Raw genomic sequence first — 23027 nt, forward strand, 5'->3', positions numbered from 1 at the left:
CCATGTCGGACAAGCCCGTCACGCTGGCAGCCGTCACCGGTGCGCATGGCGTGACGGGCGAAGTCCGCCTGAAGCTGTTCGGCGAGGGCGTCGATACGCTCAAGCCGCAGACACGCTTCACCGCGGGGGAGTCGGGGGCGAGGCTGACTCTCACCAAGATCCGCAGCGACAACAAGGGCGGTGCCATCGCGCGCTTTGCCGAGGTGACCGATCGCACCGCGGCAGAGCAGTTGCGCGGCACCGCCCTCTCGGTTTCGCGCGAGGCACTGCCCGCGTTGGAGGAGGGGGAATTCTATTTCTCCGACCTGATCGATCTCGCCGTGGTCACCGACACGGGCGATGCCGTAGGTCGCGTCTGCGCGGTCGAGAATTACGGCGCCACCGACATCGTCGAGATCGAGAAGCCCGACGGCAAGAAATTCATGGTCCCGCTGACCAGGCAGGCGGTGCCGGGCTGGACTGACACAGAACTCACTGTATCGCAGGACTTCATCGAATGATTCCCAAGCCACTGTCGGAAATTGAATGGGCAGACCTTGAGGCTTTGCAGCAAAGCGCTCGAGAGGAAGATGAGACCATTGAATATAAAGGTAGCCTATCCGGTGGGGCGAATTTTACCGCTTTGAGTGACAGTCAAAAGATCAAAGCAATTGATTCGATTGCGAAAGAAGCGATCGCGTTTCTGAATGCCAACGGGGGCGATATCGTCATAGGGGCAAGAGAAGCTTCCAACGAAAAGCCTGTAATCGAAGCGTTTGCCGAGCTTGAAGATGTTCACAGTCTGGCCGATCGTCTGGCCCAAGCAGTGTCGGCGGTTATCGAACCATCTCAGAACCTTCTGGGCGTGAGGGCGGTGACGCAGGAGGGTGCGACCTCTGGGGTCATAATTGTGCGGGCTAGAAGCTCACTCAGGGCCCCTCATCGATCGTCGCGAAAAAAGGAATGCTATATTCGTCGTGGTCGAGAATCTGTCCCAATGTCGATGGATGAGATTCAGGACCTCACCCTGAGGCGAAAAGATATGCGAAATGACAGGCTCAATCGTCTTGCCGATTATGCAGACGAGCTTCATTCAAACACTCTTGGTCGGGTAGAGCTTCGACATGACCGTGCGCAGTTTCGACTCTGTTATATCCCGAGCAGCCCACTAGCGCTAGCGCTCGAACCAGAGGTACTGTCAGCGTTTCGAGGGACACAGCCAGTATTGAAATCGGGCAACTACGAAACGAGCAATGATGTCTTTTCACGTAGATTACATGGACTTTGGAAACCTGTCCTTCGTGGGCGGAGCCAGCAAGACCATTTTCGCGGTGAAGACCGAGAGATGTTCGCTCGTCGACAGATATTCGAAAGCGGTGAACTAGTGGCTGACTTTTCGGCTCGCACTAAATTCGACAATACCCCTGCGGACGGCTTAGCTGTTCATTATGAATGGTTTCTCGGGTTCGTGGCAAATTTCCTGACCGGAATATCGAAGGTCTCAGATGCGACGAACAACCCGCTCGAAGGCTTTCTGTCACTCTCTTATCGCTTTACCGGTAATGTTTGGCTCTCTTTCGGAGCTGACGGTTTCGGCGAGATGCATTCTCTTCCAAATGAGACGGGGTCAATTCCTACGTTCGAAATTGCAGATCGCGGACAGCTGCCGGAAATTTTCCAGCAACTTCAAGTAGATTTGTGTGCACTCGCTGGCGAATTTGAGGAGCACCCGTTCAGTTTTCGGGATTAGCGCCGCAGCGGCCGCTTTTCGGCCAGATGGTTGCGGATTGTCGTCGCCGCGACGCCCGCCTGGCCCATCGCATGGCTGATCTGGTCGAGTCCGATCACCACATCGCCCGCGGCAAACAGCCCCGGCACACTGGTTTCGAGATGGTCGTCGACGAGGATGCAGTCGTCCTCGCTCACCCGGGCGCCGGCTTTGGCGGCCAATCCCGAGCGTACAACCGAGCCGAGTGCGGGATAGAGGCTGTCGAACGCCATGCGCCCTTGCGCCGTGTCAAAGGCGATCCGCCCGTTCTCGATTGCGAAATTGCCACAAGGCCCCGCCACGCGCGCGATTTCCGCTATATCGAGCGCCTTCGAACATGGCTCCGTCAGCTCGTGATCGCCGTTCGGGGCAACCAGCGTCACATCGCGCGTATAGGTGCGGATGAACTGTGCCTCGGCCGTGCCGTGCTCGCCTGTGCCGATCACCGCCACCCGCTTGTCGGTAACCTCGTAGCCGTCGCATACCGGACAATAGCGGATCAGGCCGCGGCGCAGCGCCTCGTCGTGCAAATCCTCGCCGATACCCTCGGGCCGGTTGTTGACCACGCCGGTCGCGAGCAGGACGGTGCGAGCTCGATATTCCTCGTCGTCGCAGCAGACGCTGAACTGCTCGCCATCCCGCTTGAGGTCGGTGACCCGCTTGGGTTCCCGCATGGCGCCATATTTCGCCGCCTGTTCGCGCATCCGGTCGAGCAGTTCCTCGCCGTTGATGCCGTCGGGAAAGCCGGCATGGTTGTGGCTGGTCGGGATCCAGCTCGCACGGCTCGTGCCGCAATCGAACATGCGAATCTTGAGATAATAGCGCGCGAGGTAGATCGCCGCGGTCAACCCGGCGGGGCCCGCGCCCACGATGATGCAGTCGTCGATCTCTTGGCCGTCCGTTTCCATGCCGACGATACGCACGGGATGGCAAAGCGTGCCGCGTAGAGCTAGCGAGGGATTATGCTCACGCTGCTCCTTATAGCCTCATGCATCGGTGTTGGCGTTATTGCTGTGCTGATCGTTGTCGCCTTGCTGACGGCGTGGTGCATCAAGAAGCTCGGAATTGAACTAAGCGACAAGAACGTAGCGTTATTGTCGTCGGGATGGCTTCCAGTTCTCTTAGGCGCTTGGACGAGCCTGTCTTTCCTGACGGACACGTCCGACGGCGGACCATCGGGCCCAGAAGCGCAAGGAATTCTCATACTTCTGGTTGTTCTAGGTTTGGCTTTCGGGATTGGCTGGCCGGTCGCTCACAAGATTGTCAGCAATAAATTCGCGGAAACTACGTCATGACCAAGCTACCCGTCGCCATCGTACAGGCCGCTCCGATACCGCTCGCCATCGGAGACGGGATCGCGAAGGCGGTGCGTCTCGCGCGCGAAGCGATCGAGGGCGGGGCGCAGCTGGTCGCTTTCGGCGAGACCTTCCTCGGCGGCTACCCGCTGTGGCTCGACGAGGCGCCCGGCGCGGCGCTGTGGGACCATCCCGGCACAAAGGCGCTGCACCGGATCCTGCTCGAACAGGCGGTGGTGGCGCAGGACGAGCGGCTGCTGCCCCTGCAGGAGCTGTGCGACGAGAGCGGCGCGGTGATCAGCATCGGCGCGCATGAGCGGGTGCGGCAGAGCCTCTACAACAACCAGATGACCTTCCGGCCCGGGCTGCCGGTGCTCGACCACCGCAAGCTCGTCCCCACGCATGGCGAGCGGCTGGTCTGGATGCGCGGCGACGGTTCGACGCTCGGCGTGCACCAGGCGGAATGGGGCAAGATCGGCAGCCTGATCTGCTGGGAGCATTGGATGCCCTTAGCGCGCGCCGCGATGCACAATCTCGGCGAGAGCGTGCATGTCGCGGCTTGGCCCACCGTGCGCGAGGAATACGCGCTCGCCTCGCGGCATTATGCCATGGAGGGGCGCTGCTTTGTGCTGGCGGCAGGGTTGGTGCAGGCAAAGGACGACTTGTTCGACGGATTGGAGCGTGCAGGAGGCGATGCCGCGGCGAAAGAGCTGATCGAGGCAATCGAAGGCGAGGTGCTGAATCGCGGTGGCTCGCTTATCATCGCGCCCGATGCCCGCATCATCGCGCAGGCGGGCGAGGGCGAGGAGATGCTGTTCGCAGAGCTCGATCTGACCGAGATAGAGGAAGGCTTGGCATCGCTCGACACCGACGGGCATTATTCGCGGCCTGACGTATTCGAGCTGCGCGTCGACACGCGGGCGAGGCATGGGGTGGAGTGGAATGATCGATAATGCAGCCTTCCTGATCGGAACTTACGGCGCGATGGCGGCGGGTCTCAGCGCTACGGTAGCCAAGGTTTCACCGACCATCGGCCCGAAACTGCGTCACCTGTTTTCGGGTGCTGCTCCGCTGGCGGCGGTCCTCGCGACCCGGTTGACCGCCGCCGACAGCGTCACGCTGCAAGGCATGGACCTTTTTGCGGCAGGCGGTCTGGTTGTGTTCGGCGTGGTGACATCAAGCGTGGTTGGCAAGCTCGTCCCCACGGAAACGACGAAGGTCCGTGAGCTTACCGCACGCTGAGCTACTGTTCCGAGTATGGAACTGGCGGAAGAGTCCCGCTAAAGGCGCGGCCCATGACTTTCGCCGCCACCATCCTGACCCTCTATCCCGAGATGTTTCCCGGGCCGCTGGGCGTCTCGCTTGCAGGCAAGGCGCTGGAGCGTGGGGACTGGTCGTGCGAAACCGTGCAGATCCGCGACTTTGCCAGCGACAAGCACCGCACCGTCGACGATACGCCCGCAGGCGGCGGGGCTGGCATGGTACTCAAGGCCGATGTCATCGGCGCGGCGATCGCCAGCATCCTCCCCGATACGGGGAGGGGAACCGGCGCAGACGGTGGAGGGGCACTGTCGCCTGATCAGAACGGTTCCGAGCAGCAGTCCGTGCCCCTCCACCATCCTGCGGAAGGTCCTCCTCCCCCGGTGGGGGAGGCTATCCCCATCCTCGCCATGACCCCGCGCGGGAAGCCGATCACGCAGCAGCGCATCCGCGAGATCGCGGCTGGACCTGGTGTCGCCATATTATGCGGCCGTTTCGAAGGCTTCGACGAGCGGATTTTCGAGGCCTATCCGCAAATCGAACAGGTCAGCCTTGCCGATATCGTCCTGTCGGGCGGAGAGACCGCCGCGCTGGCGATTCTCGACGCTTGCATTCGCCTGCTTCCCGGAGTAATGGGCGCGCCCGATAGCGGAGTCGAGGAGTCCTACGAGAACGGGCTCATCGAATATCCGCAATACACCCGACCTCAGGAATGGGAAGGGCGCACGATCCCTGAAGTGCTGCGATCGGGGGATCATGCGAAAATCGCTGCCTGGCGCAAGGCGAGGAGCGAGGAAGACACACGGTTACGCAGGCCGGACCTTTGGGATCGCTACAGTGGCGATCGGGACCGACCTGCCTCTGGCGCGCGGCGAAAAGACTAGGGATACGGTTCGATGAACCTCATTCAGCAGCTCGAAGCAGAAGCTATCGAGAACCTCGGGAAGGACATTCCCGAATTCCGCGCCGGTGACACCGTGCGCGTCGGCGTCAAGGTTGTCGAAGGCAGCCGCGAACGCGTCCAGAATTTCGAAGGCGTTGTCATTGCCCGCTCGAACCGCGGCATGGGCAGCAACTTCACCGTGCGCAAGATGAGCTTCGGCGAAGGCGTGGAACGCGTGTTCCCGCTCTACTCGCCGATCGTCGACAGCATCACCGTGGTCCGCCGCGGTATCGTGCGTCGCGCCAAGCTCTACTACCTGCGCGGTCGTACCGGCAAGCGCGCGCGTATCGCCGAACGTCGCGACAACGCGCCCAAGGCGTAAGTACGCAAGCATCACTCTTCGCGAGTGGATTGGGGCGGCCTTCCGGTGGGAAGGCCGCCCTTTTTCGCAGGAGCCGTGATCGTAGACCGGATTCTGGCTTCCCTGGCACAACCCCGCCCGGCCACTGAGCCGCAATGGCCGCACGGGATCGCGCTACCTTGTCGCGACCAGGCGTTAGCCGGACCATACCGTTCGCGCTTAACCTGAATTTAGGCATGAAGGCCGCGCCCCGGCTTGCACGGGGAGACGCTATTCTCCATCACTCCCGCGACATCGATGGGGAGATATCTTTGCGTCACCTGACATTCGCCGCGGCTCTGGCCCTCGGCACCTGCCTCGCCGCGCCTCTCGCCGCCCAGACTGCGCAAGACACGGAGACCGCGCCCATGAAACTGAGTTTCGAACGCGTGTTCGCCTCGCCCAGCCTCGACGGGCCGGCGCCGCGCAAGGTGAAGCTTTCTCCCGACGGGCGCTATCTCACGCTCCTGCGCAATCGCGCGGACGATCGCGAGCGCTACGATCTGTGGGCCTACGACCGCGACGCGGGCGAATGGGCGATGCTGGTCGACAGCGAGGCGCTCGGCACGGGCCGCGAATTGTCCGAGGACGAGAAGATGCAGCGCGAACGCGCGCGTGTCGGCAATCTGCGCGGCATCATCGAATACCAGTGGACCCGGCAGGGCGATGGGGTGCTCGTCCCGCTCGATGGCGACCTCTATTTCGCGCGCATCGGCGGCGGCGTGGAACGCCTTACCGACACCGAGGAAAGCGAGCTCAATCCCTCGCTCAGCGGGACGAGCGCCTATGTCAGTTTCGTGCGCGACCGTCAGCTCTGGGTCGGCGAGGTGGGCGGGGAGGCCCGGCCGATCACGCCGCAGGAAGGCGAAGACGTGCGCTGGGGTGAGGCGGAATTCGTCGCGCAGGAGGAAATGGACCGGCACACGGGCTATTGGTGGAGCCCCGACGACCGCCGTATCGCGGTCGAGCGTTTCGACGAAAGCATGGTCGGCGTGGTCACGCGCGCGGCGATCGGCGCAACGGGCACCAAGGTCTACGAGCAGCGCTATCCGGTGGCCGGCAGCGCCAATGCGGCAGTCGATCTCTTCGTGATGGATCCGGACGGCGGCAACCGGGTGAAGGTCGATCTCGGCGAAGAGAGCGACATCTACGTGGCCCGTGTCGACTGGGCGCCCGATGGCAGTGCGCTCTATGTCCAGCGCGAGAACCGCGCGCAGACCGTGCTCGACATGCTCGAGGTCGATCCCGCGACGGGCACGAGCGAGGTGCTGTTCACCGAGCGCGCGGCGAGGGAGGATTACTGGGTCAACCTGTCCGACAATTACAAATGGCTCGATGACGGCAGCCTGGTCTGGTGGTCCGAGCGCGACGGTTTCGGACATCTCTATCACTACGCCGATGGCAACTGGAGGCAGTTGACCCGCGGCGAATGGGTGGTGACGAAGCTCGTCGGGATCGACCAGCCGACGGGCCGGATATTCTTCCAGGGCACGAAGGACGATGTGCTCGCGCAGCAAGTCTACGCACTCGACCTCGCCGATCCGGGCGAGCCGCAGCTGCTGACCGATGCGGACTATGCCAATTCGGCGACGATGGACGAGAAAGGGCAGACGCTCGTCGTCACGCGCTCGAACGATGCGACCCCGCCGCAGAGTTATATCGCCGACCAGCAGGGCAATCGCCTCGCCTGGATCGAGCAGAATGCGCTCGACGCCGATCATCCCTACGCTCGCTACCTCGCCAGCCACCGGCCGACGCGATACGGGACCCTGCCCGCCGAGGACGGGACGCCGCTCCATTGGGAAATGGTCACGCCCGAGCTGGAGCCGGGCAAGCGCTATCCGGTGTTCTTCTACCACTATGGCGGGCCAGGACCTCAAATCGTCACCAGGGGCTGGGACGGTGCGCTACGGCAAGCGATCGTCGACAAGGGCTATATCTGGTTCGCGCTCGACAATCGCGGCAGCGCCAACCGCGGGGTCGATTTCGAACAGCCGATCTACCGCGCCATGGGCGGTGTCGAGGTGCGCGACCAGAAGGCCGGGGCCGAGTTCCTCAAGACGCTCGACTTCGTCGATCCCGGCAAGATCGCGATCGATGGCTGGTCTTACGGCGGCTACATGACATTGAAGCAGTTGCAGGCCGATCCCGGCCTCTATGCGGCGGGGATAGCGGGCGCTCCGGTGACCAAATGGGAGCTTTACGACACCCATTACACCGAGCGTTACATGGGTACGCCGCAGGCCGACGGCGCCGCCTATGCGACGTCGAGCGCCATTCCCGATGCGACCAAGATAGCCGATCCGCTGCTGATCATCCACGGCATGGCCGACGACAATGTCGTGTTCGAGAACGCAACCGAAATCATTGCGAAGATGCAGGAGGGCAATGTGCCTTTCGAGATGATGCTCTATCCCGGCTATACCCATCGTGTGGCGGGCGAGCTGATTTCACCGCATCGCTACAACACCGTGTTCCGCTTTCTCGAAGCCCATGGGGTGACACCGCCGCAATGAGCGGACATGCCGATAGCAAGGCTTCGCTGGGCCTTCCGGCCGTCTGGGCGATTGCCGTGGGCGGCATGGTCGGCGGTGGCATATTTTCGACGCTTGGCGTGGTCATATCGAGCGCCGGGCGCTGGGCCGCGCTCAGCTTCGTGCTCGGCGGTCTGGTCGCCTACGCGACCGGCCACAGCCTCGCGGCGCTCACCGTCAGTCGCGACGAGCCGGGCGGCATCTACAGCTTCCTGCGCGATCTGAAATTCAGGCGTCTCGCCGAGTGGTCGGCCTGGATCCTGCTGGCCGGCTATGTGTTGACCTGCGCGGTCTATGCCTACACTTTCGGGGCCTATGTCGGCCATGCGGTCGGCGGACCAGGCTGGCTGCCCCAGGCGATGGCTGCCTTTGCAATCCTGTCGATGACCGTGATCAACCTGCGCGGGGCGGGGCAGGCGGCGGGCCTTGAAATCGCCATTGTGGTGGTCAAGCTCGCGATCCTTGCCGGGCTGGCCGTGTTCGGCTTGGCGCATTTCGACGTGGCGAAGCTATCGATCGATGCGCAACCCGGTGTGCTCGGCGTGGTGGTGGGGGCGGCCAGTGTCTTCATGGCATACGAGGGCTTCGAGCTCGTCGCCTACGATTACGACGAGATGAAGGATCGCAAGCGTGTCATGGGGGGCATCATGCCGCTCGCCATCGGCAGCGCTGCGGCGATCTATGTTCTTGTCGCGCTGGCCGTGCCTATGCTGACAGGCACCCGTGCGGTGATCGAGGACGGGGAAGTCGCGCTGTCGCAGGCGGGACAGGCCGCTTTGGGAACGCCGGGATTGGTCCTCGTGACGCTCGCCGCCGCGCTTTCGACCGCGAGCGCGATCAATGCCACACTGTTTTCCTCCGCCCGCCTTGCCCGCGAAGTGGCCGAGGACGGCGCCTTGCCGAAACGCCTGGGAGAACGGAACCGCAAGGGGGCGCCCCAGTGGGCAGTGCTGGCGCTTGCGGCACTCGCCCTAGCGCTGGCCTTGCTTGGCGGTCTCGACGGTCTGGTGAGTGGCGCCAGCCTTGTCTTCCTGCTGGTGTTCGGAACGCTCAATGCGCTGGCTTTGAAAGAGGGAGTCGGACGGCGCTGGATCACGCTCCCGGGAACGGTGGGGGCGTTCGGTGCGCTTCTCGTCCTGATCGCGCATTTTGCAGGGATTGTCTGAGCTTTCGCCTACGCAATCGAATGTGAGCTTGCGGGCGCGCAAGCAATCGCTATCTCGGCCACGCACTCATAGTGGAGATTTGAATTGGGTTATCGTGTTGCCGTGGTCGGTGCGACCGGGAATGTCGGGCGCGAGATGATGCAGGTGCTCGCCGAGCGCGAGTTCCCCTGCGACGAGGTGGCAGCCGTCGCCAGCAGCCGCTCGCATGGAACCGAGGTCGAATTCGGCGATACGGGCAAGATGCTCAAATGCAAGAATATCGAGCATTTCGACTGGGCGGGCTGGGACATCGCGCTTTTCGCCGCGGGTAGCGGCCCGGCCAAGGAATACGCTCCCAAGGCCGCCGCTGCGGGGTGCGTGGTAATCGACAACAGTTCGCTATACCGGATGGACCCGGACGTGCCGCTGATCGTGCCCGAGGTGAACCCGGACGCGATCCACGACTACAAGAAGCGCAACATCATCGCCAATCCCAATTGCTCGACCGCGCAGCTGGTCGTGGCACTCAAGCCGCTGCACGATGCCGCGACGATCAAGCGCGTGGTGGTTTCGACCTACCAGTCGGTCTCGGGCGCCGGAAAGGCGGGAATGGACGAGCTGTTCCAGCAGAGCCGTGCGATCTTCGTCGGCGACCCGATCGAACCGGTGAAGTTCACCAAGCAGATCGCCTTCAACGTCATCCCCCACATCGATGTCTTCATGGACGATGGCTCGACCAAGGAAGAGTGGAAGATGGTGGTCGAGACCAAGAAGATCCTCGATCCCAAGATCAAGCTCAACGCCACCTGCGTGCGCGTGCCGGTTTTCGTTGGCCATTCCGAAGCCGTGAATATCGAGTTCGAGAACGAGCTGAGCGCGGAGCAGGCGCAGGAGATCCTGCGCGAGGCTCCGGGGATCATGCTGATCGACAAGCGCGAGGACGAGGGATACGTCACCCCCGTCGAGAGCGCCGGCGACAGCGCCACCTATATCAGCCGCGTGCGCGACGATCCGACGGTCGACAACGGCATCACGCTATGGTGCGTCTCGGACAACCTCCGCAAGGGTGCGGCGCTCAATGCGGTGCAGATCGCCGAACTTCTCGGTCGCGAATGCCTCAAGAAGGGATGATCCGGAAAGCGGCTCTCGTTGTCCTGCCGCTGGCGCTCGTGGCCTGCGGCCAGTCCGAACCTACGACCGAAACCTCCGAAAAGGTCGCGCCCGCGGACGACCCGCTCGCCGGCGTGCAGGTGGTGCTCGACGCCGACGGTCTCCGCGCGATGGGCGCGGAACCACTGCGTTTCGGCGCCCCGCGCGACGAGGTCGACGGGGCGATCGCCAGGGCTCTCGGCTCCTCGCCCGAGACCTCGCGGAACGAGGAATGCGGTGCCGGCCCGATGGACTTCAGCCAGTTTGGCCCGCTGCAGCTCGCCTATATGGATGGCGTGCTCCGCGGCTGGTTCCTGCGCGCAGGCGAGGGCATGGCGACGTCGGACGGTGTACGCCCCGGCGTGACGACGCTGGAGGGATTGAAGCTCGAACGGCAGGTGCGCGAACTCGATACGACGCTGCCGGGCGAATTCGAATATACCACTGCCGATTTCGGGACGATCACCGGCTTCGCCGAGGACGGGGTCACCGTCACCGCGCTGCAGGCCGGGGTGAGCTGCTTCTTTCGTTGATCAATCGTCCGGCGGAGGCATGGGGCCCGGTCGCGGCTGCGGCTTGCGCATGACGAAGGCCAGTGGAACGGCGGCCAGCGTAATCCACATCATCATCCAGAAATCGTCGATATAGGCGACCATGGCGGCCTGCCGGTTGGCCTCTAGATCAAGTAGCTTGAGCGCGATTTCACCCAGGTTCTGGTAGCGGTCGACCGTGCCGACGTCGATCATGTTCGACACCGAGGCGCCGGTGACGTTCGAGGCGATGTCGGCATGCGCGGTCTGCAGATTGCGCGCCAGCATGACCGTAGTGAGCGAGATCCCCGCCGAAGCACCGAGCGAGCGGAACAGGTTGAGCAGGCTCGACCCGTCGGTGCGCAGGCGTGGCGGCAGCGTGCCGAAGGCGCTGACGTTGAGCGGAATGAAGACGAGGCCCATGCCGAGCCCCTGTACGAGCCCCGAAGCGACGATGTGGAAGCGGTCCACTCCGAGCGACCACTGCGCCATTTCGTAAAGCGAGATCGCGCAGATGATGAACCCGGTTGCAACGACGGGCCGCGGGTCGAGATTGCGACGCATCGCCATTCCGGCGATCTGCATCGACACCAGCACGCCGATACCGCGCGGCATGAGGACGAGCCCGGTATCGATCACGTCGTAGCCCATCAGCTGCTGCAACATCGGCGGAAGCAATGCCATGGTGGCGAACATCACCACTCCGATCGCCAGCATGAAACCCATGGCAATGGCGAAGTTGCGGTCGAGAAATAGCGCGCGGTCGAACAGGCCGTCGTCCGCCGTGCCCAGATGGATCACGGCCATCCAGGTCGCGGAAATGAACAGGAAGGTCCACAGCCAGATCTCGTAGCTGTCGTACCAGTCGAGCGTCTGGCCCCGGTCGAGCAGCATCTGGAAGCTTGCCAGCGCCACCCCCAGAAGGACGAAGCCCGCGAGGTCGAAACGCCGCTTGACCACATCGCGGTGCGGCAGCTGCGTCAACAGGATCGTCAGGCTGAGAATGCCTATGGGCAGGTTGACGTAGAACACCCAGCGCCAGTTAGCCTGTTCGGTCAGCCAGCCGCCGAGAACCGGTCCCAGGATCGGACCGATCATGATCCCCATGCCCCATAGCGCCATCATCTGGGCGTGCTTGCTCGGTTTGTTGGTGTCGAGCATGAATGCCTGGCTGAGCGGCGCTATGAAGGCCCCGGTCACGCCCTGCAGCGCGCGGAAGATCACCATCTCCTGGAGGTTCTGCGCCATGCCGCACAGCATCGAGGAGAGGATGAAGCCTGCGACCGACAGGATGAACAGGCGTCGCGCGCCTACTCGGTCGGCCAGCCAGCCGGTGATCGGCAGCGCCACGGCACTGGCGATGATATAGCTGGTCAGCACCCAAGTGATCGTCTCTGTCGTCGCGCCGAGCGCGGTGCGCATGTGCGGGATCGCGACGTTCGCGATCGTGGTGTCGAGAACCTGCAACAGCGAGGCCGCCATGATCCCGACGATCAGAATGCCCGGATTGGCGACCGGCAGCTGCGCGACGTCATGCGCCGGATCGGGCGCGCTCGCGCCACCTGCGGGAACCGCACGGCTGGCCATGGATCAGTGCTTCTTGCCGTCGGTATAGACGGTCACTTCGCTCGACAGGCCGGCGATCAGCGGGCGCGGGCTCTTTTGATCGATGGCGATGCGCACCGGGACGCGCTGTGTCACCTTGACCCAGTTGCCGGTCGCATTCTGCGCGGGGATGACCGAAAACTCGCTCCCGGTACCCGCACCGATCGATTCGACGTGACCCTTGAGCGTGAGCCCCGGATAGGCATCGAAATGCACTTCGGCAGGCTGGCCCACCTGCATGTCGGCAAGGTCGGTTTCCTTGAAATTCGCCTCGACATAACTGCTTCCGTCGGCGACCAGCGTGAGCACGGGAAGCCCCTGGACGACCTGCTGGCCACGTTGGAGACGATCGGCCTGCGCGACGCGGCCGGCGCCCGGTGCGCGCACTTCGGTGCGGCGCAGGGCGAGTTCGGCAACGGCCCTTTGTGCCTTGCCTGCCGCGATCTGTGGATTTTCACCCGGTACGGCGCTGCCGGTAGCGAGCTTGGCGCGCGCGGCCTGCCGCCGGGCCTCGGCCTGACGCAGCGCTTCGCGCGCCTGGTTGACGCGATGGCGAGCCGCATCGTGATCCGCCTTGGTCACGAAGCCGCGCTTGAACAGCGCGTCCTTGCGTTCGAAATCGGACTGGGCAAAGGCGATATCCTCGCGCGCGGCGGCGATGTCGGCACCCGACAGGTCGGAGGAATTGGCCAGCGCGGTAACATTGGCCTGCGCCCCGGCGATGGCCGCTTCGGCCTGCGCGATCTGCAGGCGGTAGGGTTCGGGATCGATGCGGAACAGCAGGTCGCCCTTCTGCACCGTGTCGCCTTCGCCGACGAGGACCTCGACGATCTCGCCGCCAACCTGCGCGCTGACCGAAACCTTGTCCTGCTGGACATAGGCATTGTCCGTGGAAACCTTGCCCTGGAGCGAGAGCCAGTAGATCCCTCCAGCAACGAGCAATAGCAGGGGAACGCTAAACATAAGCGCCATGCGGCCCCACTTGCGCTTGGGAGCGGGAGCTTCGGCGGGTTCCACGGTGTCGACCGGGATCTGCGGATCGGCCTCAGCCATTTGCGACATTCCTGATTTCACGTTCGGCCGAAAGATTGGCCGAAACCTTTTCGAGTAGCCGCGCGAGCATGTCCTGCTCCTGCGCAGTGAGCCCCTCCGCCATGTCCTCGACCAGCGCATCGACGATTCCGCGCAGCGGTTCGACGATTTCGCGGCTCTTGTCGGTGAGATGGAGCAGGCGTGCGCGTCGGTCGTGGGGGTCGAACACGCGCTCGACCCAGCCGGCTTCCTCCATCCGGTCGACGATGCGGGTGAGGGTGATCGGCTCGACCTCGATCCGCTCGGCATAGAAGGCCTGATTGTTGTCCGGAAACTTGACCAGGCTCATCAGCAGACGCGCCTGCACGGCGGTGAGACCGAGGCTTCGCACGCGCTCGTCGAAGGTCTTTCTCAGCAGCCGACCGCTATCCGAGAGAAGATAGCCGATGTTCGTTTCCATGGCGGCGCATATAATAACATAGCTTATTATTGCAAGTTGCAATTAAAGAAAGCCCTGTGTGAAAAACCACAATCCATGCTTAGGAGGGCCCATGACACTGACCGCCGATCTCTATTTCAGTTTCCGCTCGCCCTATAGCTTCCTGGCAGTAGGGCGGTACCGCGCCCTCGCTGAGGAGTATGCCGTCGATATCGCGCTGCGGCCGGTCTATCCGCTGGCGATCAGGCAACCGGATTTCTTCGAGCGCAATCATCCCAACTGGATGGCCTACACCATCCGCGACATGATGCGCGTGGCGCAGTTCCACGGGATCGCCTTCGGCCCGCCGAGGCCCGACCCGATCGTCCAGGACCCGGCGACGCGCGAGATCGCGATCGAACAGCCCTATATCCGCCGAGTCACCCGGATGGGGCAGGCCGCGGCAAGGCGCGGCAAGGGGCTCGTCTTCGCGCATGAGGCAGGTCAGCTGATCTGGGGCGGTCAGGAAGGCTGGCACGAGGGCAGTCATCTGGCGGGTGCGCTGGCGAGGGCGGGCTTGGAGGCGGAGGAAGTGGAGGCCGAGGTGGCGGCGCAGGCGGAGGAACTCGACGCCGAGATCGCCGCCAACCAGGACGCGCTCGAGGCCGCCGGCCATTGGGGGGTGCCGACCCTGGTTTTCGATGGCGAGCCCTTCTTCGGCCAGGACCGCATCGAAATGGCGCAGTGGCGCATGGAGCAGCAGGGGTTGGCGAGGCGATGAAGGGCGAACTGACCGGAGGATGCCTGTGCGGCGCGGTGCGTTATACCCTGCGCGATGGCTTCCGCCTCAATCCCTATGCCTGCCATTGCACCGAGTGCCAGAGCCGGACCGGCTCGGCATTCAGCGAACACTTGCTGTTCACCCTGGCTGATCTTGAGATTTCCGGCGATCTGGATGCGGGCGACTACGACCAGCCGAGCGGAGCGCACTCACGCATCTTCGGCTGCGCAAAGCGCAAGGCGCGGATCTACGCCGTCAACGACAGTCGCGACGGCCTTGCGAGCCTGCGCTGCGGCACGCTCGACAACAGTGCCTCCTTCGTCCCTGCCGCTCACCTGTGGGTTAGGAGCAAGCAGCCTTGGATCCGCTTGCCGGAAGATGCGAAGACGATGGACGAGCAACCGCGAACCAGCGAGGACTGGGTCACATTTGTGGGGATTGCAGGGCAATGAAGGTGACGAAGAGCGGAGGCTGCCAGTGCGGCGCGGTGCGCTACACTGCGCGGATCGACCCCGAGCAGGCCTATCTCTGTCATTGTCGCATGTGCCAGCGCGCGACCGGCGGGGTCTCGATCGCTTTCATCAACCTGCCGAAACAGGACATGACCTGGGAAAGCGGTCCCGACTGGTACGCAAGTTCGCCCATCGCGCGCCGGCCTTTCTGTAGACAATGCGGCACACCGCTCGGTTTTGCCTTCAACGAGGGCGAGAACATGGACATCACCGTGGGCAGTCTCGACGATCCCTACGGCATCGAACCGCATTGGCATTTCGCCGCGGAGAAGATCCACGAGGCCTGGATTGACACATCGAGCCTCAAGCGCATTCCCTTGAGCGAGCACACGGTGTTGAGCCAACGCTGGATCGATGCGACGGGCGAGGTGCCCGAGTGAAAACCGAATTCTTCGACAGCTTCGACGGTACCCGGCTGGCGTTCCATCGGCATGGCGAGGGCAGGCCCCTGGTTCTGCTCCACGGCCTTTTCTCCAGCGCGCAGATGAACTGGATCAAGTGGGGCCATCACGAAGCGATCGCGGCGCAGGGCTATGAAGTAATCATGCTCGACTTCCGCGTTCACGGGGAAAGCGCGGCGCCGCACGATCCGGAAAAGTATCCGGTCAACGTTCTGGTGCGCGATGTCGCGGCGCTGGTCGATCATCTTGGCCTTGCGGAATTCGATCTCGGCGGTTTCTCGCTCGGTGCGCGCACCTCGCTCCACGCGGTGGCGCATGGTATGCTCGAACCCGCCCACCTCGTCATCGGTGGCATGGGCACGGCGGGACTGGGCGAATGGCATCGCAGGGCGGCCAAGTTCCGCCGCGTGATCGACACTTTCGATGCCATTCCCCGCGGCGACCCCGATTATTTCTCGATGCAATTCCTCAAGTCGCAGGGCGTAGACCGCGTGGCGGCACGCCTGCTGCTCGACACCATGCCCGATCTCGACCTCGCGCTGCTCGACAATATCGCCATGCCGACGCTGGTGGTCTGCGGCGACGAGGACCGCGACAACGGCTCGGCGGAAGAGCTTGCCGACATGCTGCCCGACGCGACCTTCGTCGAAGTGCCCGGCACGCATATGAGCAGTGTGACCAAGCCCGATCTGGGGCAGGCGATAGCCGACTGGCTGGGAGAACGGCGATAGGCGCCGTGAAGCCCGATGTGCGGCTGTGGCTGATCGGGCTGGCGCTGTTCATACCGTTGATTGCGCTGGGCGTGATGCTTCTGGCGGCGACGGATTACGGCATTCTCGATCACCAGCAGGCGGGCAGCGCCGACCGCGTCGAGACCATCCAGCGCGCCTGGCGAGAGGCAGGCCTGCGATGGCTGGCCATCGTGGCGATGCTGGGCGATATGGTGTTCATTACGCTGTACAGCGCCGGAGCTTTCGTCGCGGGGCGCAGCCTGCTTGGGGCGGGGGGCGTGGTACGCGTCGCCGGTCTGGTGGGCATGGCGTCTGCTCCGGCATTCTACCTTGCCGATACGATCGAGACAGGCCTGCAGCTTTACCAGTTGCTCGCTGACGAAGGCAGCGACCGGCTGGCGACGATCGTGGCGGCGATGCAAATTCCCAAACTGGCCGCATGGATCAGCAGTTTCCTCGCGATCGCCACGGCACTGCTCATTCGCCGATGGAGTTCGCCCGGCGCTTGATTAAGCGTCGGCACAGGTGCAATCCGGTAGCACGTGTAACCACATCGCAGAATTCACTCCTGAGAGGATAATCATGAAACTTGCATCCGTCGCGCTCTCTGCGCTTGCCATTTCCCTCGCCAGTCCGGCGCTGGCCGATCATCACGACGCCAAGACCGAGATGGCCAAGGCCGCCTATCCGATGACCCCGCAGGGCGCGGCGAACTGGGTCGCTATGGTCGAGAAGAAGATGGGCGATTTCAGCGTCGAATACGCCCGGATCTCGTGGGTCAACTCGACCTATATAACCGAGGATACCGACGCGCTGGCCGCGAAATACGGCGCCGAATCGACCGAAATGTCGGTGCGCTACGCCAATCAGGCGGCGAAATATGCCAAGGTGAAGGGGCTCGACCCCGAGGTGGCGCGCAAGCTCGACATACTGCGCAACGGTATCGTCATGCCCGCCCCGGTTCGCGACGGTGCAGCGACCGAGCTCAACGAGATCGCGACCAGTCTCAACAGCCAGTATGGCAAGGGCAAGGGCACGCTCAACGGCAAGGAGATCAGCGGCAGCGATATCGAGGCCGAGATGGGCAATCTCGAGCGTACTCCCGCCGAAAAGGCGGAGATGTGGGTCAGCTGGCACGACAATGTCGGCGCGCCGATGCGTGAGGATTACCTGCGCATGATCGGTATCGCCAACGAGGGTTCGAAGGAGCTCGGCTTTGCCGATCTGGGCGCCATGTGGCGCTCGAACTACGATATGGATCCCGATGCCTTCGCCGGCGAGACCGAACGGATGTGGCAGGAAGTGAAGCCGCTCTACATGGCGCTCCACACCTATGTCCGGACCAAGCTCAACGAGAAATACGGTGATGCGGTGCAGCCCGCGACCGGTCCGATCCGCGCCGATCTGCTCGGCAATATGTGGGCGCAGGAATGGGGCAACATCTACCCGTTGGTCGCCCCCGCGGGCGCGGGTGACATCGGCTATGACCTGACCGATCTGATCGAAAAGAAGGGCCTCGACGAAGTGGGCATGGTCAAGGTCGGCGAAGGCTTCTTCTCCTCGCTGGGTTTCGAACCGCTGCCGGAGACGTTCTGGGAGCGCAGCCAGTTCGTGAAGCCGCGCGACCGCGAGGTGGTGTGCCATGCAAGCGCCTGGGACGTCGACAATGTCGACGATCTGCGCATCAAGATGTGCATCAAGAAGAACGCCGACGACTTCATCACCATCCACCACGAGCTCGGCCACAATTACTACCAGCGCGCCTACAACCAGCAGGACTATCTGCACCTCAACGGCGCGAACGACGGCTTCCACGAGGCCATCGGCGACATGGTCGCGCTGTCGATCACGCCCGAATATCTCGTGCAGATCGGCATGCTCGACAAGCAGGACGTGCCGAGCGCAGACAAGGATATCGGCCTGCTGCTGCGTCAGGCGATGGACAAGGTCGCCTTCCTGCCCTTCGGCCTGATGGTCGACCGCTATCGTTGGGGGCTGTTCGATGGCTCGATCCCGACGGACGAGCTGAACAAGGGCTGGAACGATCTGCGCCTGCAGTACCAGGGCATCGTCCCGCCGGTGGCGCGCGACGAGAGCGGCTTCGATGCCGGCGCCAAGTACCACATCCCGGGCAACGTGCCCTACACACGTTACTTCCTCGCCCGCATCTTGCAGTTCCAGTTCTTCAAGGCCGCCTGCGACCAGGCCGGCTGGGAAGGGCCGCTGCACCGCTGCTCGTTCTACGGCAATGAGGAAGTCGGCAAGAACCTCGACGCGATGCTCGAAATGGGTGCGAGCAAGCCCTGGCCCGACGCGCTCGAGGCCTTCACCGGCGAGCGCCAGATGAGCGGCAAGGCGATGGTAGAATATTTCGCCCCGCTCAAGGCCTGGCTCGACAAGCAGAACGCGGGCAAGCCGCAGGGCTGGTAAGCGGCATGTCGGGGCGGCGGCATCGATCGGCCGCCCCGCATTGCCAATCCGGGTGCCAAGCCGCTAACAGCTTGCATCATGGGAGAAAAGAAGACCAAGCTTGAGGTTGTGGGCTGGCGCGAGCTGGTTCATCTGCCTGATCTCGGCCTGCATGAATTGCCGGCGAAAATCGATACCGGCGCGCGAACTTCCTCGCTCCACGCGACAATCCTCGAGCAGTTCGAGCGCGACGGCGAACGCTACGTCCGTTTCGCGGTGGATTTCGAACGCCAGCACGTGCGCCAGGTGTGCGAGGCGGTGCATATCGACTGGCGCGGAATCACCAGCTCCAACGGCGAAACGCAGCGCCGCATGATCGTCAAGACGCCGCTGCGTATCGGCGATGTCACATTTCGCGCCGAGATCAGCCTAGCCGACCGGAGCGACATGAAATTCCCGATGCTGATTGGGCGATCTGCGCTAAGACGCCGCTTCGTCGTCGACTCGGGCCATTCCTGGCTCCAGAGCCCGGCCCGCGACGTGGAAAAAGGTCACACATCATGAAAATCGCGATGCTGGCACGTAATGCCAACCTCTACTCGCATCAGCGCCTCAAGGAGGCGGCGGAGCAGCGCGGGCATCAGCTCGATATTCTCAACACCACGCGCTGCACCGTCCACATCGCGAGCCACCGGCCCGAGGTCTATTACAATGGCGAACCCTGCGTCGGCTACGATGCAGTGATCCCGCGTATCGGCGCTTCGATCACCAATTACGGCCTCGCCATCCTGCGCCAGTTCGAAATGCGTGGCTGCTGGCCGCTCAATGAAAGCGTCGCCATCGGGCGCAGCCGCGACAAGCTGCGTTCGATGCAGATCCTCGCCAAGCACGGGCTCGGCTTGCCGCTGACCGCCTATGCCAACGATCCCAAGGCCGCCGAGGAGATCATCAAGGCAGTGAAGGGTCCGCCGGTGGTGATCAAGCTGCTCGAAGGTACGCAGGGCATTGGCGTGGTGCTCGCGGAAACGATGAGCAGCGCCAAGTCGGTGATCGAAGCCTTCCGCGGGGCCAACGTCAACATCCTGGTCCAGGAATTCATCAAGGAGGCGGGCGGTACCGACATCCGCGCGCTGGTGGTCGGCGGCAAGGTGGTCGCGGCAATGAAGCGCACTGGCGCGCCCGACGATTTCCGCAGCAACCTCCACCGCGGCGGCAGCGCGCAGCTTATCAAGATCACCCCCGAGGAACGCAGCACCGCCGTCCGCGCGGCCAAGCGCATGGGCCTGAACGTCTGCGGCGTCGACATGCTGCGCAGCAATCACGGCCCGGTGATCATGGAGGTAAACTCCTCCCCCGGCCTCGAAGGTATCGAGAACGCCACCGGCAAGGACATCGCCGGGATGATCATCGACTACATCGAGAAGAACGCCAAGGACGGCAAGACCAAGACCAAGGGGCAGGGGTGATGCGGCTCGACTGCTAACGATCCGCACGCGGATGCCTGCTCAATGGCTACTAGAGCTCAGAATGCATTCTTGAACGGCGGCGTAGAACGAAATCGGCTCGTTATCCTCTGCGCGCCAGTGCAGATCTTCCTTTGTGAAATCGGCCAACTGAAGCACTAAATCGTCCAAGGTTTCGGCCCAACGATTGCCATTGGCGATGTGGTTGCCTTGACCGTCCCTGAAGTCGAGCTTCCAGCCCCCTGGCATCTCTTTGTAGAACGCGATGGTGGTCGTCGACCCCTTGTCGTCTACTCGCGCGATGAATGTCCGGCTCGGCATCAGCTCTCACCCAGTTGCAATCGGCAATATGGTAGGTCCTAGCAAGGCGCAGTCCAGCGACCGCTACCCAATAAATGCCGACCCCTACGCGTTCCGCGCCATCAGCCCGCCATCGACGGGGATCACCGCGCCGGTGATGTAGCTCGCCGCGGGGAGCACCAGCGACAGCGTCATATGCGCGACCTCCTCGGGGTCGCCGTAGCGCCTCAGCGCGGTGCGACGCTTGGCGAAGATCGCCTTGTGCTCGTCGGGCACCGAGTCGGTCATCGCGGTGCGGATCGGACCGGGACAGATGCAGTTGCAGGTGATGCCCTCGGGCCCGAGATCGACCGCGAGACCGCGCGTGAGGCCGGTCACGCCGGTCTTGGCCGCCACATAGGGCGTGTCGCCGGGCGTCGCGCCGAGGCCCTCGGTACTGGCGATGTTGACGATCCGTGCGGCGTCGCTCCGGCGTAGATGCGGTAGCGCAGCGCGCACTATGCGCTGGTGCGCGGTCAGCATCACCGCGAGCGCACGGTGCCAGATTTCCTCATAGGCATCCTCGTCGAGCGCGCAGAAGCTCGATACGCCGGCATTGTTGACGAGGATGTCGATCCCGCCGAAATCCTCGGCGACCTGTGCGACCACGCGCGCGATCGCGTCCCCGTCAGCGACGTCGAGGGCATAGGCGCGGGCCTCCGCCCCGCATTCGCGCGCCACTTCCTCGCAGGCCACCAGGTCGAGATCTGTCACCGCCACCCGCGCGCCTTCAGCCGCGAACAGAAGTGCGGTGGCGCGGCCCATTCCGCTCGCGGCACCGGTGACGATGGCGACGCGCCCCGCAATCGAGCGCGAGCGGTTGGGTTTTACGGTCATGCCTCTCTCCCTTGTGGGGAGCGAGCTTACCTAAACGGCGGTTCGTTGAAAGCGCGCAGTTTGCGGCTGTGGAGCCTCGGACCTTCCTCGCGCAGGAGCTTGCAGGCGGTTACGCCGATCTCGAGGTGCGCGGCGATCGCTTCCTCGTAGAAGGCGTTGGCCTGTCCGGGCAGCTTGATCTCGCCATGAAGCGGCTTGTCGGAGACACACAACAACGTGCCGTAGGGGACGCGGAAGCGGTAACCCTGGCCAGCGATGGTGGCGCTTTCCATGTCGACCCCGACCGCGCGGGAAAGGCTCATGCGGTGCGCCGAGCTGGTGTAGCGCAGTTCCCAGTTGCGGTCGTCGGTGGTGACGACGGTGCCGGTGCGCATGCGCTTCTTGAGGTCCGCGCCATGTTCGCCCGACACCTCCTCGGCCGCGCCGGCGAGCGCCTGCTGCACTTCGGCGATCGCGGGGAGGGGGATTTCGGGCGGGAGCACCGGGTCGAGCACATGGTCGTCGCGGAGGTAGGCGTGGGCGAGCACGTAGTCGCCGATCTTCTGGCTCGGGCGCAGGCCGCCGCAGTGGCCGATCATCAGCCAGGCCTCGGGCCGCAGCACCGCAAGGTGGTCGCAGATCGTCTTGGCGTTCGATGGGCCGACGCCGATGTTGACCAGCGTGATCCCTTCACGGTTCGGGCCGACGAGGTGGTAGGCGGGCATCTGGTGTCGCCGCCATGCGGTGTCCGACAGCTGCGCGCGAGCATTGTCGGTCTTCTCTGTCAGCATCAGCCCGCCCGCGCCGGCGAGCGCCGTGTATCCGTTCGCGCCGAGCTGCGCGCCCGCCCAGTCGACGAATTCGTCGACATAGCGGTGGTAATTGGTGAACAGGATGAAGCGCTGGAAATGCTCGGTGCTGGTGCCGGTGTAATGCGCCAGCCGCGCGAGGCTGAAATCGGTGCGCAGCCCGTCGAACAGCGACAGCGGGATCGGGTCGTCGACACTTTCGAGCACGATGCCGTCGGCCAGCTCGTCGCCGATGTCGGCCAGTTCGGTCGAGGGGAAATGGCGCGCGATGAGGTTGGGATCGACACCGACCAATTCGGCGCCGGCCTCGCCGTCGAGGACATAGGGGAAGGGGATCTCCTGCCGCGAGGAGCCGACTTCCATCTCGACTTCGTAATTCTCCTCGATCAGCTCGAGCTGTTCGCGCAGATAATCGCGGAACAGCGCGGGGCGCGTGACCGTGGTGGCATAGAGCCCCGGTGCGTTGAGCCGGCCGAAGGCGCGGTTGCGGTCCTCGGGCTGGTCGCCGCCGCGAAAGCGCAGCCGCAGCTCGGGATAGGCATAGCTGCCGTCGCTGCGGCGTTCAGGCGCGGGCAAAGTACGCTCGCGGCCGAAGGCGATGACATCCTCGCGCAGCCGCTCGACGGCGGCGTCATACATTTTCTCGAGCCGGTCGAGAGTCTGGTCGATCGAATCCATGGGCGTTTCTCCTGCCTCTTGTTGTTTTCGGTACTGTGTCACGATCCCTCATAGGGTGTGCGCACGCTTCTTACAAAAAGGGCGCGGTGA

The 23027-nt window shown here is 63.6% G+C and carries 26 protein-coding genes; 19 read left to right on the forward strand and 7 right to left on the reverse strand.

Annotation, left to right across the window (positions count from 1 at the left end; genetic code table 11):
- Positions 1-2: 2 nt before the first annotated feature.
- A complete protein-coding gene (gene rimM / locus ACEQZ0_RS14065; protein WP_370191662.1) occupies positions 3-500 on the forward strand; it encodes a ribosome maturation factor RimM in 498 nt (165 codons plus the stop codon).
- Entirely contained in the window at positions 497-1729 is a 1233-nt protein-coding gene (locus ACEQZ0_RS14070) for a helix-turn-helix domain-containing protein (RefSeq protein WP_370191664.1), read from the forward strand. Before rimM ends, ACEQZ0_RS14070 begins: the two co-directional genes overlap by 4 nt.
- Here the strand turns inward: ACEQZ0_RS14070 and ACEQZ0_RS14075 are convergent.
- Positions 1726-2655 (reverse strand): NAD(P)/FAD-dependent oxidoreductase, encoded by a 930-nt coding sequence (locus ACEQZ0_RS14075; protein ID WP_370191666.1) that lies wholly within the window; start codon positions 2653-2655, stop codon positions 1726-1728. The genes ACEQZ0_RS14070 and ACEQZ0_RS14075 overlap by 4 nt on opposite strands.
- Positions 2656-2709: 54 nt before the next feature.
- On the opposite strand from ACEQZ0_RS14075, the gene ACEQZ0_RS14080 reads away from it, so the two are divergent.
- The 9 genes from ACEQZ0_RS14080 to ACEQZ0_RS14120 all read left to right on the forward strand — a co-directional run bounded on the left by ACEQZ0_RS14080 (position 2710) and on the right by ACEQZ0_RS14120 (position 10946).
- A complete protein-coding gene (locus ACEQZ0_RS14080; RefSeq protein WP_370191668.1) occupies positions 2710-3042 on the forward strand; it encodes a hypothetical protein in 333 nt (110 codons plus the stop codon).
- Positions 3039-3995, forward strand: a complete 957-nt coding sequence (locus tag ACEQZ0_RS14085; protein WP_370191669.1) for a carbon-nitrogen hydrolase family protein — start codon at positions 3039-3041, stop codon at positions 3993-3995. Before ACEQZ0_RS14080 ends, ACEQZ0_RS14085 begins: the two co-directional genes overlap by 4 nt.
- Positions 3985-4284 (forward strand): hypothetical protein, encoded by a 300-nt coding sequence (locus ACEQZ0_RS14090; protein WP_370191670.1) that lies wholly within the window; start codon positions 3985-3987, stop codon positions 4282-4284. Before ACEQZ0_RS14085 ends, ACEQZ0_RS14090 begins: the two co-directional genes overlap by 11 nt.
- Positions 4285-4337: 53 nt before the next feature.
- Positions 4338-5186: a tRNA (guanosine(37)-N1)-methyltransferase TrmD gene (gene trmD / locus ACEQZ0_RS14095; protein ID WP_370191671.1), complete on the forward strand. Its 849-nt coding sequence runs from the start codon at positions 4338-4340 to the stop codon at positions 5184-5186.
- Between the two features lie 12 nt (positions 5187-5198).
- Complete coding sequence (gene rplS, locus ACEQZ0_RS14100) at positions 5199-5567, forward strand: 50S ribosomal protein L19 (protein ID WP_370191673.1); 369 nt, start codon at positions 5199-5201, stop codon at positions 5565-5567.
- A 386-nt stretch (positions 5568-5953) separates the two neighbouring features.
- A complete protein-coding gene (locus ACEQZ0_RS14105; RefSeq protein WP_370191674.1) occupies positions 5954-8101 on the forward strand; it encodes a DPP IV N-terminal domain-containing protein in 2148 nt (715 codons plus the stop codon).
- Complete coding sequence (locus ACEQZ0_RS14110; RefSeq protein WP_370191676.1) at positions 8098-9285, forward strand: APC family permease; 1188 nt, start codon at positions 8098-8100, stop codon at positions 9283-9285. The genes ACEQZ0_RS14105 and ACEQZ0_RS14110 overlap by 4 nt, the downstream gene beginning before the upstream one ends.
- Before the next feature lie 84 nt (positions 9286-9369).
- Positions 9370-10395: an aspartate-semialdehyde dehydrogenase gene (locus ACEQZ0_RS14115; RefSeq protein ID WP_370191677.1), complete on the forward strand. Its 1026-nt coding sequence runs from the start codon at positions 9370-9372 to the stop codon at positions 10393-10395.
- Positions 10392-10946: a hypothetical protein gene (locus tag ACEQZ0_RS14120; RefSeq protein WP_370191679.1), complete on the forward strand. Its 555-nt coding sequence runs from the start codon at positions 10392-10394 to the stop codon at positions 10944-10946. The genes ACEQZ0_RS14115 and ACEQZ0_RS14120 overlap by 4 nt, the downstream gene beginning before the upstream one ends.
- On the opposite strand, the gene ACEQZ0_RS14125 is transcribed toward ACEQZ0_RS14120, so the two are convergent.
- From ACEQZ0_RS14125 to ACEQZ0_RS14135, 3 genes are read right to left on the reverse strand one after another with little or no spacing between them, the layout of a single operon-like run.
- Positions 10947-12530 (reverse strand): DHA2 family efflux MFS transporter permease subunit, encoded by a 1584-nt coding sequence (locus tag ACEQZ0_RS14125; RefSeq protein ID WP_370191680.1) that lies wholly within the window; start codon positions 12528-12530, stop codon positions 10947-10949.
- Positions 12531-12533: 3 nt separating this feature from the next.
- Positions 12534-13601, reverse strand: a complete 1068-nt coding sequence (locus ACEQZ0_RS14130) for an HlyD family efflux transporter periplasmic adaptor subunit (RefSeq protein WP_370191683.1) — start codon at positions 13599-13601, stop codon at positions 12534-12536.
- Positions 13594-14040 (reverse strand): MarR family winged helix-turn-helix transcriptional regulator, encoded by a 447-nt coding sequence (locus ACEQZ0_RS14135; protein ID WP_370191685.1) that lies wholly within the window; start codon positions 14038-14040, stop codon positions 13594-13596. Before ACEQZ0_RS14135 ends, ACEQZ0_RS14130 begins: the two co-directional genes overlap by 8 nt.
- A 91-nt stretch (positions 14041-14131) precedes the next feature.
- Between ACEQZ0_RS14135 and ACEQZ0_RS14140 the strand changes: the two genes are divergently transcribed.
- The 8 genes from ACEQZ0_RS14140 (at position 14132) to rimK (ending at position 20298) form a co-directional block, all read left to right on the forward strand.
- Positions 14132-14779 carry a 2-hydroxychromene-2-carboxylate isomerase gene (locus tag ACEQZ0_RS14140; protein ID WP_370191687.1) on the forward strand — a complete coding sequence of 216 codons (648 nt, stop codon included), beginning with the start codon at positions 14132-14134 and terminating at the stop codon, positions 14777-14779.
- A complete protein-coding gene (locus ACEQZ0_RS14145) occupies positions 14776-15231 on the forward strand; it encodes a GFA family protein (RefSeq protein ID WP_370191689.1) in 456 nt (151 codons plus the stop codon). The genes ACEQZ0_RS14140 and ACEQZ0_RS14145 overlap by 4 nt, the downstream gene beginning before the upstream one ends.
- A complete protein-coding gene (locus tag ACEQZ0_RS14150) occupies positions 15228-15671 on the forward strand; it encodes a GFA family protein (RefSeq protein ID WP_370191691.1) in 444 nt (147 codons plus the stop codon). Before ACEQZ0_RS14145 ends, ACEQZ0_RS14150 begins: the two co-directional genes overlap by 4 nt.
- Positions 15668-16423, forward strand: coding sequence for an alpha/beta fold hydrolase (locus ACEQZ0_RS14155; RefSeq protein WP_370191692.1), 756 nt, complete (start codon positions 15668-15670; stop codon positions 16421-16423). The genes ACEQZ0_RS14150 and ACEQZ0_RS14155 overlap by 4 nt, the downstream gene beginning before the upstream one ends.
- 5 nt (positions 16424-16428) lie before the next feature.
- Positions 16429-16932: a hypothetical protein gene (locus tag ACEQZ0_RS14160; protein WP_370191693.1), complete on the forward strand. Its 504-nt coding sequence runs from the start codon at positions 16429-16431 to the stop codon at positions 16930-16932.
- A gap of 73 nt (positions 16933-17005) precedes the next feature.
- Positions 17006-18853 carry a M2 family metallopeptidase gene (locus ACEQZ0_RS14165; RefSeq protein WP_370191694.1) on the forward strand — a complete coding sequence of 616 codons (1848 nt, stop codon included), beginning with the start codon at positions 17006-17008 and terminating at the stop codon, positions 18851-18853.
- A gap of 78 nt (positions 18854-18931) precedes the next feature.
- Entirely contained in the window at positions 18932-19396 is a 465-nt protein-coding gene (locus ACEQZ0_RS14170) for an ATP-dependent zinc protease (protein ID WP_370191695.1), read from the forward strand.
- Positions 19393-20298 (forward strand): 30S ribosomal protein S6--L-glutamate ligase, encoded by a 906-nt coding sequence (rimK, locus tag ACEQZ0_RS14175; RefSeq protein WP_370191696.1) that lies wholly within the window; start codon positions 19393-19395, stop codon positions 20296-20298. Before ACEQZ0_RS14170 ends, rimK begins: the two co-directional genes overlap by 4 nt.
- 39 nt (positions 20299-20337) lie before the next feature.
- Here the strand turns inward: rimK and ACEQZ0_RS14180 are convergent, their stop codons facing one another.
- The 3 genes from ACEQZ0_RS14180 to ACEQZ0_RS14190 all read right to left on the reverse strand — a co-directional run bounded on the left by ACEQZ0_RS14180 (position 20338) and on the right by ACEQZ0_RS14190 (position 22979).
- A complete protein-coding gene (locus ACEQZ0_RS14180; protein WP_370191697.1) occupies positions 20338-20616 on the reverse strand; it encodes a hypothetical protein in 279 nt (92 codons plus the stop codon).
- Between the two features lie 84 nt (positions 20617-20700).
- The gene (locus tag ACEQZ0_RS14185) at positions 20701-21471 is read right to left on the reverse strand and encodes an SDR family NAD(P)-dependent oxidoreductase (RefSeq protein ID WP_370191698.1); all 771 of its coding nucleotides are present in this window, start codon (positions 21469-21471) and stop codon (positions 20701-20703) included.
- 26 nt (positions 21472-21497) lie between these two features.
- Positions 21498-22979 carry an AMP nucleosidase gene (locus tag ACEQZ0_RS14190; RefSeq protein WP_370191699.1) on the reverse strand — a complete coding sequence of 494 codons (1482 nt, stop codon included), beginning with the start codon at positions 22977-22979 and terminating at the stop codon, positions 21498-21500.
- Positions 22980-23027: the final 48 nt, after the last annotated feature.

Origin of the sequence: Qipengyuania sp. (assembly GCF_964227205.1) — a bacterium.
In the GTDB taxonomy this organism is placed as follows: domain Bacteria; phylum Pseudomonadota; class Alphaproteobacteria; order Sphingomonadales; family Sphingomonadaceae; genus Qipengyuania.